The organism is Sphingopyxis sp. (assembly GCF_025869345.1).
Classification (GTDB): domain Bacteria; phylum Pseudomonadota; class Alphaproteobacteria; order Sphingomonadales; family Sphingomonadaceae; genus Sphingopyxis.
In genome coordinates this window covers 1-11,407 of sequence record NZ_JAOZVW010000049.1, presented here as the reverse complement: position 1 = coordinate 11,407, position 11,407 = coordinate 1, and the positions used below count along the sequence as shown (strand labels likewise).

Genomic DNA, 11,407 nt, shown 5'->3' with positions numbered 1-11,407 from the left:
GATCAACGACAAGCACATCGAGGTGATCGTTCGCCAGATGCTGCAGAAGGTCGAGATCACGAGCGGCGGCGACACCACGTTGCTGCCGGGCGAACAGCTCGATTATCTGGAGATGATGGAATATAACGCGAAGCTGCCGAAGAACGGCAAGCCCGCCGAAGGGCGCCCGGTGCTGCTGGGCATCACCAAGGCGAGCCTGCAGACGCGCAGCTTCGTGTCGGCGGCGTCCTTCCAGGAAACGACCCGCGTTCTCACCGAAGCGTCGGTGCAGGGCAAGATCGACTCGCTGCAGGGCCTCAAGGAAAATGTCATCGTCGGCCGCCTGATCCCGGCGGGCACCGGCGCTGCCATGAACCGCGTCCGCGTCACCGCCTCGTCGAAGGACGCGGCGCTGCGTGCGGCGATGCGCGCGAACCAGGAACATCTGATCGCGCCGCAGACCGCCGCCGAGGAACATGAGGCCGAACTGGCACAGGGCCCCGAGGCGGCGATCGGCGACGATCCGCTGGGCAAGGTGCAGGGCGAGGACTTCACCACCGACGACGTGATGGTCGAGGACCGGCCGGAAGGCGAAGGCGAGGAATAAGCCCCTCGGCCCGATGGCCTGATGGAAATGAGCCCCGCCGGAGCGATCCGGCGGGGCTTTTTCTTTTGGGCAGCGCGTGGGGGTTGGAAACGGATATCTTCCCTCTTCGTCATTCCCGCGAAAGCGGGAACCCAGAGCGTGCGTCGGCTGATCCCACACTGGGTTCCCGCTTTCGCGGGAATGACGAAGGTGAGGGACGATGAAAGATAGTAGCTCGACAAAATAAAAGGCCCACCGGCATGACCGGCGGGCCCTGGGTCTTTTGGGAATGTGCGGACCGGCGCGACTGGCCTTCAAGACCTCCGGCCCGGGCTGTCCTAAGGCGCGAGGATCGCGACGGCGAGGTACAGCAGCAGCGGCAGGCCGAAGCCCAGCAATGTCAGGGCGACGAAGCCGACGCGCGTCCACAAGACGTCGATGCCGAACTGGTCGGCCATCCCGGCGCACACGCCGAAGATCATCCCGCTGCGACGATTCTTGCGAAAACCCTGGTTCATGTCTTTCCTTTCGATCCCGGCCCGAGGACCGGCGTTCTTGGTGGCCTTCGGGGGCTGGTCAGGCGACCAGCCCACCGAAATGCGCAGCGTTCGGGCCGACAGCGGCGAGGAACAGCATCGAGCAATAGAGCGAAGCAACCGCGGCGATGGCGTAGCTCTTGAGCGAGTCGACGTTGAAATGAGTCATGATCTTGTCCTTCCTATATGGGTCCGCCGGGCCATCCGGTGGATGCCCAATGTATTGCAGGGGGCGTGCCAATTTCATTCATTGGCGGTTAACTGCGGATTTTCGGATTTGGACATTTTATTCCAACGGGAATTTTGCGGTGATATGGTGAAAATTCCCGATTTTAGGAAATTTCAATATCGTCATCCCGGACTTGATCGGGGATTATCCCTCTCCGGCCCGTATGGTTTCTGACGAGAGCCTGGAGAAACCAGTCGTGAAGCAGGCGATGCCCGGCCGTTTCATAAGCTTCGCGCAGAGATCGCAGAGATTTTGGTTCACGCGGAGCCGCGGAGCCGCGGAGAGGCAGGTTCGGGCCGACAGGCCCCCTCTTTTCGTCGAGGATGCGGCAAGCCGCGGCGTTGCATGAAGAATGCCGCTTCGCGGCAAGTCCGATCCCCTCCGCGGCTCCGCGTCTCCGCGTGAACTTCAACTCTTCCTCTCTGCGCCTCTGCGCGAACCCCATCTACGCCAGCTTTCGCCGCCAAGCTCCCGCTTTGCATGTCTCGGAGGAATAAAGGCCGATCAAGTCCGGGGGGACGAGACTGTTGAAGACTGGCGTACGGCCGATACGTGCGGTAGTCGCAATCGGGCATGACGCTGACCCGCCTTTCGCTGACCGATTTTCGCAATCATGCCGGCGCGGACATGGCGGCGGGGCCGGGGCTGGTGGCGCTGCACGGCAACAATGGCGCGGGCAAGACCAACATATTGGAGGCGATTTCGCTGCTCGCGCCCGGCCGGGGGCTGCGCCGCGCGCCGCTGTCCGACATGGTGCGCGACGGTGCGAGCGGCGGCTTCGCCATCTTCGCCGAAGTTCTCGCCGGGGCCGATCTGCCGCCGGTCGCACTGGGGACGGGGATCGAGCCCGCGCATCCGGGGCGGCGGATCGTGCGGATCAACGGCGCGTCCGCGGCGGCTGCTTCGCTCGGCGAGTGGATCGCGATCCTTTGGCTGACCCCCGCGATGGACCGGCTGTTCGTCGAGAGCGCGGGCAACCGGCGGCGCTTTCTCGACCGCCTCGTCCTCGCGCTCGACCCGCGTCACGCGCAGCACAGCAACCGCTACGAAGCGGCGCTGCGCGCGCGCGGCAAGCTGCTCGCCGATCCGGGACAGGCCGATCCGCAATGGCTCGCCAGCCTGGAAGCGCAGCTCGCCGAGCATGGCGCCGCGATGGACGCCGCGCGCTTGTCCACGCTGGCGGCGCTGGCGGCCGAACTCGCCGATCAGCCCGACGCGCCGTTCGCGCGGCCGCTGCTGACATTGGTCGACGGCGAAGGGCGCGAGAGGGAGGGGCCGCACGATGTCGAGGCGCTCAAGACCCTGTTCGCCGCGCGCCGCCGCATCGATGCCGCCGCGGGCCGCGCGACCGCGGGGCCGCACCGCGACGACCTCTCCGCCGTCCACGCCGCGACCGGCCGGGCGGCGGCGCGCTGTTCGACCGGCGAGCAGAAAGCGATGCTGCTCTCACTCGTCCTCGCACACAGCGACTGCGTCGCGCGCGCGCGCGGGGCGCGGCCGGTGCTGCTGCTCGACGAGGTCGCGGCGCACCTCGACCCCTCGCGCCGCGCCGCGCTCTACGAACGGCTCGCGGGGCAGGGGGGGCAGGCGTGGCTGACCGGAACCGAGGCGGCGCTGTTCGCCGACATGCCGGGTCCGGTGACGCGATTCCGGATCGCGGGCGGACGGATCGCGGCGGGCTGACGCCGCCGGGGTCAGCCCTTCGGCTTGACCGTTACCCAGATGCTGATCGGCGCCGCGAACTTGCCCGGCGCGGGCTTGCCGACGTCGATGCGTTCGGCGGTGACGAGCTCGCCGGTCGCGAGCGTGAAGCTGGCCCACGGTTTCGGCATCCGGTTGAAGCTCATTTTCTGGAGCGGCTCGCCGGTGGCGGTGTTCATGATCGTTGCTGTGATACCCATGCGGCGCGGGTAGCCGCGCGGTGGCGATCTTGTCCAGCGCGAAGGGGATGCCGGGAAGCGGTGGATTCCAGACTTTCGTCATCCCGGATCAAGTCCGGGATGACGATGCAAGGTCAGTCGTCCGTCAGCCGATCCCTCTATGCCTTCGCCATCAGCTTCATCGCCATCGACGTCAGCGCCTCGGTCGCGGTCGAGATGACCGCGGGGGCGTCGGGAGCCCAGAAGGGGGAGTGGAGGCTGGGGAGCGTCCGGCCCTCCTTCTTCGCTGCGTCGAATTCGGCCTGCGGAACGCCGCCGACCCAGATGATCAGGCTCTTGATGTCCTTGTTCTCGTCGCGCGAATAGCGGCCGAAATCCTCGCCGCCCATCACCGGCGGAAGCTGGACGACACGCTGGTCGCCGAAGCGGGCCTTGAGGCCAGCCGCCATCTCCTCGGTGAAATCGGGCGTGTTGAAGGTCGCGGGGGTATATTCCTCCTTCTCGACGCTCACCACCGGCATGCGGTCCTCGGGGATGCCCGCGGCGATCGCCTCGCCCTTCGCGATGCGCGCGATGCCGTCGAGCAGCTTCGTGCGCACCGCGTCGGTGTAACTGCGCACTGTCAGTTGCAGCTTCGCCTCGTCGGGGATGATGTTGTGCTTGGCGCCGGCGTGGAAGCTGCCGACCGTGACCACCGCGCTGTCGAGCGGGCTCGTCTCGCGCGACACCAGAGTCTGGAGCGAGGTCACGATGCGGCTCGCGAGCACGATCGGGTCCTTCGTCGCCTGCGGATAGGCGCCGTGACCGCCGAGCCCCTTGACCAGGACGTCGACGCTGTCCACATTCGCCAGCGCATAGCCCGGCGTATAGCCGATCATCCCCGCCGGAAACTGCGCCGCATCGTGAAAGGCGATCGCATATTGCGGGCGCGGAAAGCGCGTATAGAGCCCGTCCGCCAACATCATCCGCGCGCCCGCGCCGCGTTCCTCGGCGGGCTGGCCGATCATCACCAGCGTGCCCGACCATTTGTCCTTGTTCGCCGCCATCAGCCGCGCGGTGCCGATCCAGCTCGTCATGTGGGTGTCGTGGCCGCAGGCGTGCATCACCCCGGTCTCGACGCCTTCCTTGGTCGTCACCCGCACCTTCGACGCGCCGGGCCAGCCGGTCTGCTCGGTCACCGGCAGCCCGTCCATGTCGGCGCGGATCAGCACGACCGGGCCGGGGCCGTTCTTCATCACCGCGACGACGCCGGTGCCGCCGACCTTTTCGGTCACCTCGAAACCGAGCTTGCGCGCCTCGGCGGCAAGGATGCCCGCGGAACGGACCTCCATGAAGCTGAGTTCGGGGTTGGCGTGCAGATCCTTGTAGATCGTCATCAGCGACGGCATCTGCTTCTGCACCTCGGCGCCCAGATCCTGCGCCGCGGCGGGCGCGCCGATCGCGAGGGCGGCCACGCCCATCCACAAGCTCCGCATCATCATCTTCCCCTTTTTGTCAGCCGGCCGGAACGAGCTCGATCACGTCGAGCAAGGATTCATAGGCGGGCGACGGAAGCACCAGCCGCCAGCGATTGTCGCCGATCCGTTCAACCAGCCCCGCCATGTCGCGCATCCGGTCGCTGCCATAGCTGACCGCGATCGACTCGTCGCCGAGCACCAGCGTGCCCAGAAACACCTGCCGCGTCAGGCTGTCGGGAAAGATCAGCCCGACCGGCCGCTGCGACCCGGTGAGCTTGGTCAGGCTCATCAAACCCTGTTCGGGCGCGACGCGGCAGCGGAACCAGTCATAGGCGATATAGCCGAGCGTCCCGCGTCCCTGCGTCCCGACCTTGATCGTGCGGCAGCGATAGTCGCCCGGCGGCAGATGCGGGTTGGGCAGCGCGGCGTTGGGCTGAAGCAGCACGCCTTCGTGCTCGACGCTCGCGCCATAGCCCTTGGCGCGCGCGCTGGCGAGCGCGGCGGTCCAGCTCGAATACCAGTTGCGGATGCGTTGCTTGTCCTGCGCGGTCGCGGTGGCGCGCCACGTTCCCGCCGGATCGGCGACCGGCGCGTCGGCCGACGATGGCGGCACCGACGGCACCGTCTGACAGGCGCCGAGGGCAAGCCCCAGCGCCACGATGGATAGTTTTGGGATGCGACCCCGCATATCGTCCTCCTGCCCCCTGTTCGGTTAACCTTAAGAGCCGGAAGGAAAATGCTCAAGGCCGTGCACGCCGAATGGCGGCGAAGGCGATACGGCGGCTGGAACTCACACCGGGTGTGGAGAAGGATTCGCGCAGAGGCTGCAGAGATCGCAGAGGGTAAGGGGCAAGGGATTCACGCGGAGACGCGGAGGCGCGGAGATTATGGTTTGGGCCGACAGGCCCCTTCATACCCTACCCCATCGCGGTTCTGGACAGGTTGCCGGAGAAGGCCGCTTCGCGGCAGGCACCATCTCTCCGCGCCTCCGCGTCTCCGCGTGAACCGAATCCTCTGCGATCTCTGCGCGAACCTGTTCCTATTCGGTCAGGCCGCGGTCCATCCCCCGTCGACGCTGAGATTGGCGCCGGTGATGTTCGCCGCCTCGTCGCGCGTCAGGAAGGCCGCGAGGGCCGCGACCTGATCGACGGTGACGAACTGCTTCGTGGGCTGGCCCGCGAGCAGCACGTCGTTGATCACCTGCTCGCGCGTCATGTGCCGCGCCTTCATCGTGTCGGGAATCTGATTCTCGACCAGCGGCGTCCAGACATAGCCGGGGCTGATGCAGTTGACGGTGATCCCCGCCTCGGCGACTTCGAGCGCGACGGTCTTGGTCAGCCCCGCAAGCCCGTGCTTGGCGGTGACATAGGCCGATTTGAACGGCGAGGCGACGAGCGAGTGCGCCGAGGCGGTGCCGATGATCCGTCCCCATTTCTTCTTGCGCATCCCCGGCACCGCGTGGCGGATGGTGTGGAAGGCGGCGGTCAGGTTGAGCGCGATGATCATGTCCCATTTCTCGACCGGGAAATCCTCGACCGGCGACACGAACTGCATTCCCGCATTGTTCACGAGGATGTCGACGCCGCCCAGATCCTTGTCGGCGCGTTGGAACATCGCCTCGATCTCGTCGGGCTTGGTGAGGTCGGCGCCGTCATAGATCGCCTTGCCGCCGTTGAGCACCGCCAGCGCCGCGCGCTCGGCCTCGATCGCGTCGGCGTCGCCGAAGCCGTTGATGACGATATTCGCGCCCGCGGCGGCGAACGCCTTGGCGATGCCGAGCCCGATGCCCGAGGTCGATCCGGTGACGAGCGCGGTCTTGCCTTTGAGATGCATGATATAGTCCTTTCAGGTGGGGGAGAGGGTCAGCCGGCCTTGGGGCGAAGATCGCCCGACTGGACGGCAAAGCTGTCGGAGCGCCCTTCGGCGATGCTGTCGGCGAGCAGGTGGCCGTCCTTCATCGCGGCCTCGACCGCAGCACGGCCGAGCGCCCAATTGGCCTCCATCGTCGCGCGCGAAAATTCGAAATCGCGCACCCCGGTCTGCCACGCGGGCGGCTGGTGGATCAGCTGGACGACGTTGAGCGCCTTGGCGTCGATCATCCGCTCGACCGCCTTCACCTCGGGCAGGTCGCGCGCTTCGGGCGGCAGTTTGGCGAGCATCCGGTCGATCAGCCGATGCTCCTTGCGTCGCCGCACCAGCCCGTCGGAAATGCGCCGCGTGCGGCTGGAAAAGCGGATATCCTTCTCGCGCGACCAGGCTTCCTCCAGATCGTGCGGCCGCTCGCCGCGCGCCGGGAAGAGGTCGACCTGAAAGACGAGCATATCCTCATGTCCGGCTTCCACGACATGCTCGAGCGGCGTGTTCGACACGAGCCCGCCGTCCCAATACCAGGTCCCGTCGATCTCGATCGGCGGCAGGCCCGGCGGCAGCGCGCCCGACGCCATGATATGGCGCGCGTCGATGGTGTCGGTGGTCGTATCGAAATAGCGGAAATTGCCCGTCTCGACCGCGACTGCGCCGACCGACAGCCGCACCTTGCCATGGTTCAGCCGGTCCCAGTCGACGAGCCGGTCGAGCGTCGCGGCGAGCGGCGCGGTGTCGTAGAAGCTGACCGCGGCGGGCGTCTGCCGCTCGGCGAACATCGGCGGCGGAATGCGCGGGACGAAGAAGCCCGGCACGCCGAAGCTCGCGACCTGCGCCGCCGCGCCCAGATGCACCCATTCGCGGATCAGATCATTGTCGACGGTCGGCAGCGAGGGCAGCGCCGACGATACCCCCTCCCAGAACTCGCGCATCCGGCCGACCGCTTCGTCGCGCGGATTGCCGGCGATGATCGCGGCGTTGACCGCGCCGATCGAAATGCCCGCGACCCAGTCGAGTTCGATCCCGAGTTCGATCAGCGCTTCATAGATGCCCGCCTGAAACGCGCCGAGCGCGCCCCCGCCTTGCAGGACGAGGACGACCAGATCGGGAAGCGGCAAAGCGGCGCGGGCGGCACGGCGGGGCATGGCCTCGAAACGATCCTTATTCTGCGTTCGGCACCCTGGGCCTTTTGTGCACCGCAACAGACGAGATTGCAAGTCTCCGCTCCATGTCTCCATCGACGCGAAGCCCCTTCCAATTGCCCCGCGCTGCTGTCACTATCCGCCCCGGACAGACACTTAGCGGCGGGAGGGACCCCATGCGCCTCGACGATTATGATCCCGGCGACGATATTCAGGACCTCGGGCGCGGCGGTGGCGGGTTCGGCGGCGGTGGGGGCGGCGGCATGGGCGGCCTGCTCTTCGGGTTGCTGCCGATGCTGCTCGGCCGCAAGATGGGGTGCGGGACGATCCTGCTGCTCGGCGTCGTCGCTTTCTTCCTGCTCGGACCGGGCATGAACATGCTGGGGTCGGGCGGCAGCACCGCCGATCCGGCGGCCGACAGCCGCAGCGGCCAAGCGCAAGGCGTGGCCTGTGATACGGCGGCGGAGAAGTTCGCATGCAACGTCTTCGGTTCGACCCATCAGGTATGGGGGCAGATGATCAGCGGTTATCGCAAGCCGACCCTCTATTTCTTTTCTCAAAGAGCCGACCATACAGGCTGCGGGGCCGCGCAGTCGGCAATGGGGCCCTTCTATTGCCCGGCCGACCAGGGCGTCTATCTCGACACCGATTTCTTCAACGAACTCCAGAACAAATTCCGCGCCGCCGGGGACGCGGCGCAGGCCTATGTCGTTGCGCACGAGGTCGGCCATCATATCCAGACGATCACCGGCATCTCGGATCAGGTCCGCAACGCCCAGCAGCGCGCGTCGCAGGCCCAGGGCAATGCCTTGCAGGTCCGCATGGAATTGCAGGCCGACTGCTACGCCGGCGTGTGGGCGAACCGCGCGCGCAACAAGGACGGCCAGACGGTGATGGAGCCCGGCGACATGGAGGAGGCGATGCGCGCCGCCAATGCCATCGGCGACGACACGCTGATGCGCTCGGCGGGCCAGCGCCCCGTGCCCGAGAGCTTCACGCACGGGACGAGCGAGCAGCGCATGACCTGGCTGCGCCGCGGCCTCGAAACGGGGGACCCGAAACAGTGCGACACCTTCAGCGCGTCGCTCTGATCGCGGCGGCGGCGCTCGCCGCCACGCGTGCTTCGGCCGAAACGCTCTACGTCCAGACCGGACGGCTGATCGATGGCGTCTCGAACGAAGTGCGCACCGGCCAGTGCGTGACGATCGAGGACGCGCATATCAGGGCGGTCGGCCCGTGCGGCACGGCGCCCGCCGGGGCGACGGTCGTCGACTGGTCGGCCTATACGGTGCTGCCGGGGCTGATCGACCTGCACACCCATCTCGCCGACGTCGGACAGAGCGCCGACGTCGCGGCGCCGATCAAGGCCTCGCCCGCCGAAACCGCGCTGGTCGGCGCGCGCAACGCGCGGGTGACGCTGAACGCCGGCTTCACGAGCGTGCGCGACGTCGGCACCTATCGCGGGCTGACCGACGTGGCGCTGCGTAATGCGATCGACCGCGGCGATGTGCCGGGGCCGCGCATGTGGGTCGCAGGCGCCTATATCACCGTTCCCGGCGGCGGCGGCGAAGTGAACGGCGTCGTCCCGAACGACCAGCTTCCGCCCGACATGCGCCTCGGCGTCGCCGCGACGCCGGAGGAGGCCGCGCAGAAGACCGCGTATCTGCTCGACCATGGCGCCGATTTCATCAAGACGATCGCCACCGGCGCGGTGCTCGCGATCGGCACCGAACCCGGCGCGCCCGAACTCACCGAGGATCAGCTTCGCGCGGTGGTGAAGGTCGCCCACGCTCGCGGCAAACGCGTCACCGCGCACGCGCACGGTGCCGAGGGAATCAAGAATGCGATCCGCGCCGGGGTCGACAGCATCGAACATGCGAGCCTTGCCGACGAGGAAGCGCTGCAGATGGCGAAGGCGCACGGCACATGGCTCGTCATGGACATCTACAACGGCACCTATATCGACGAGATCGGGACCAAGGAGGGCTGGCCCGAGGAATATCTCCGCAAGAACCGCGAGACCACCGACACCCAGCGCGCGGCGTTCCGGCGCGCGGTCGCGCTGGGCGTCAGGATCGGCTACGGCACCGACGCCGGCGTCTATCCGCACGGCCTCAACGCGCGGCAATTCGCCAACATGGTCAAATATGGCATGACCCCGATGCAGGCCATTCAGGCCGCGACCGGCCGCGCCGCCGAGGAAATGGGCCGCGCCGACGTGGGCGCGATCGTGCCGGGGCGCTATGCCGACATGGTCGCGGTCAAGGCCGATCCGCTGAAGGACATCACGGTGCTGGAAGCGATCGACCATGTGATGAAGGGCGGCGCGATCGTTCGCTGACGAGCGAAAACGACCTCCCGCATTTTATGATTTAGGGGCTCCCCACCCCAAGGCGGACGTGCCGTTCAGAGAATCTCGCGCACCAGATCCTGCGGCCGGCAATAGCGCACGCCCTTTTCGGTCTCGACGAAGGGGCGGTCGACATAGGCGGGGTTGTGGGTCATCGCGGCGATGATCGCGTCCTCGCTCGCGTCCGCCAGCCCGCGCCCCTCGGCGTCGGTGCCGCGCAGGCGCAGCGCCTCGCGGGCGGTGAGGCCGGCATCGCGAAAGAGCTGGCGCAGCTTGTCCGCAGCATAAGGGGTTTTCAGATATTCGACCACCTCGACCTCGACGCCGGGGGTCTCTTCGAGAATCGCCAGCGTCTTGCGCGAGGTGCCGCAGGCGGGGTTGTGCCAGATGACTGCCTTCATGCCCCCGCCCTAACGACAGCTTAGCGCAGCGTAAACCCGCTATTCATGGCATATATGGCACATCTGCCCGCATGAAGGGGAACCACCAGCTTGCCTTTCCCGGCCCGGATACGATCTATGCGAGGATCGAGGGACCGCCGGAGGCGGCCAATGCGGGGTTGCTGCTCAAGTGAATGAACTGATCGATCGGCGGAAGGTGCTGGCGGGACTGGCGGGCGTGGGGGCGCTCGCCGCGACGTCGGTGCGGGCCGCCCAATTGCCCGACTGGATGGCGCAGCCGTCGTCACCGATACCCCCGGCGCCCGTGCAGGCGCCGGTCGACTATCTCGCCGTCGCGCGCAAGCAGCTTGCGCTGCAATCGCGCAACATTCACCAGACCGACCGCGTCGGCATCGTCGACTTCGGCTTGCCGTCGTCGCGTCCGCGCTTCGCGCTGATCGACATGGCGGCGGGGAAGATCGAGATGTTCCCGGTGACCCACGGGCGTGGGTCGGACCCGCAGCACGACGGCTGGCTCAAGCGCTTCTCGAACGCGCCGGGCAGCCTGGCCTCGTCGCGCGGCGCCTATCGCACCAGCGACTATTATTGGGGCGCGAACGGCTCGTCGATGCGGCTCGCGGGGCTGGAGGCCGACAACAGCAACGCCGACATGCGCGCGATCGTCATCCACGGCGCCTGGTATGCCGAACCGGCGCTGATCGCGACGCAGGGCAAGCTGGGGCGCAGCGAGGGCTGCTTCGTCTTCGGCGAGGAATTGCTGCCGATGGTGCTTTATAAGCTGGGGCCGGGGCGGCTGCTCTTCGCCGATAAGCTGAGCGCGCCGCCGCCGATGCCGAGCTTCCCGATGCCGACAGAGCCGCTGCCGGGGACGGAGAATATCATCCGGACCAGTGCGAGCAGCGGGGCGATACCAAAGACGGCGGATTAGGCTACGCGATCGTCATTGCGAGCGCAGCGAAGCAATCCAGAGCGGTTTACGCGGGC

At 67.2% G+C, this 11,407-nt stretch carries 12 protein-coding genes and 1 pseudogene; 5 read left to right on the top strand and 8 right to left on the bottom strand.

All coding sequences use genetic code 11. The features are described 5' to 3' along the window. Positions 1-586 (top strand): annotated as a pseudogene (locus OJI97_RS05615) (DNA-directed RNA polymerase subunit beta'); the annotation flags it as partial. A gap of 317 nt (positions 587-903) precedes the next feature. On the opposite strand, the gene OJI97_RS05610 reads toward OJI97_RS05615, so the two are convergent. Together OJI97_RS05610 and OJI97_RS05605 are read right to left on the bottom strand one after the other, a co-directional pair. Beyond that, positions 904-1,083: a PspC domain-containing protein gene (locus OJI97_RS05610; protein WP_297661934.1), complete on the bottom strand. Its 180-nt coding sequence runs from the start codon at positions 1,081-1,083 to the stop codon at positions 904-906. Positions 1,084-1,141: 58 nt separating this feature from the next. Beyond that, positions 1,142-1,270 carry a hypothetical protein gene (locus OJI97_RS05605; protein ID WP_297661932.1) on the bottom strand — a complete coding sequence of 43 codons (129 nt, stop codon included), beginning with the start codon at positions 1,268-1,270 and terminating at the stop codon, positions 1,142-1,144. A 633-nt stretch (positions 1,271-1,903) separates the two neighbouring features. On the opposite strand from OJI97_RS05605, the gene recF reads away from it, so the two are divergent. Then, positions 1,904-3,013: a DNA replication/repair protein RecF gene (recF, locus tag OJI97_RS05600; RefSeq protein ID WP_297661930.1), complete on the top strand. Its 1,110-nt coding sequence runs from the start codon at positions 1,904-1,906 to the stop codon at positions 3,011-3,013. 11 nt (positions 3,014-3,024) lie between these two features. On the opposite strand, the gene OJI97_RS05595 is transcribed toward recF, so the two are convergent. The 5 genes from OJI97_RS05595 to OJI97_RS05575 all read right to left on the bottom strand — a co-directional run bounded on the left by OJI97_RS05595 (position 3,025) and on the right by OJI97_RS05575 (position 7,675). Continuing rightward, on the bottom strand, positions 3,025-3,231 hold the full coding sequence (locus tag OJI97_RS05595) for a hypothetical protein (RefSeq protein WP_297661929.1): 207 nt from the start codon (positions 3,229-3,231) through the stop codon (positions 3,025-3,027). A gap of 137 nt (positions 3,232-3,368) precedes the next feature. Further along, positions 3,369-4,670 (bottom strand): amidohydrolase, encoded by a 1,302-nt coding sequence (locus OJI97_RS05590; RefSeq protein WP_297661927.1) that lies wholly within the window; start codon positions 4,668-4,670, stop codon positions 3,369-3,371. A gap of 34 nt (positions 4,671-4,704) precedes the next feature. Beyond that, positions 4,705-5,355 carry a DUF4893 domain-containing protein gene (locus tag OJI97_RS05585; RefSeq protein WP_297661926.1) on the bottom strand — a complete coding sequence of 217 codons (651 nt, stop codon included), beginning with the start codon at positions 5,353-5,355 and terminating at the stop codon, positions 4,705-4,707. Between the two features lie 359 nt (positions 5,356-5,714). Next, positions 5,715-6,500, bottom strand: coding sequence for a 3-hydroxybutyrate dehydrogenase (locus OJI97_RS05580; protein ID WP_297661925.1), 786 nt, complete (start codon positions 6,498-6,500; stop codon positions 5,715-5,717). Between the two features lie 29 nt (positions 6,501-6,529). After that, entirely contained in the window at positions 6,530-7,675 is a 1,146-nt protein-coding gene (locus OJI97_RS05575; RefSeq protein ID WP_297661924.1) for a patatin-like phospholipase family protein, read from the bottom strand. Between the two features lie 173 nt (positions 7,676-7,848). Here OJI97_RS05575 and OJI97_RS05570 point away from each other — a divergent pair, with 173 nt between their 5' ends. After that, entirely contained in the window at positions 7,849-8,763 is a 915-nt protein-coding gene (locus OJI97_RS05570) for a neutral zinc metallopeptidase (protein WP_297661923.1), read from the top strand. Continuing rightward, positions 8,736-10,013 carry an amidohydrolase family protein gene (locus OJI97_RS05565; protein ID WP_297661922.1) on the top strand — a complete coding sequence of 426 codons (1,278 nt, stop codon included), beginning with the start codon at positions 8,736-8,738 and terminating at the stop codon, positions 10,011-10,013. Before OJI97_RS05570 ends, OJI97_RS05565 begins: the two co-directional genes overlap by 28 nt. Before the next feature lie 65 nt (positions 10,014-10,078). On the opposite strand, the gene OJI97_RS05560 is transcribed toward OJI97_RS05565, so the two are convergent. Continuing rightward, entirely contained in the window at positions 10,079-10,423 is a 345-nt protein-coding gene (locus tag OJI97_RS05560; RefSeq protein WP_297661920.1) for an arsenate reductase family protein, read from the bottom strand. Between the two features lie 169 nt (positions 10,424-10,592). On the opposite strand from OJI97_RS05560, the gene OJI97_RS05555 reads away from it, so the two are divergent. Beyond that, positions 10,593-11,351 carry a murein L,D-transpeptidase catalytic domain family protein gene (locus OJI97_RS05555; protein ID WP_297661918.1) on the top strand — a complete coding sequence of 253 codons (759 nt, stop codon included), beginning with the start codon at positions 10,593-10,595 and terminating at the stop codon, positions 11,349-11,351. Positions 11,352-11,407 lie beyond the last annotated feature (56 nt).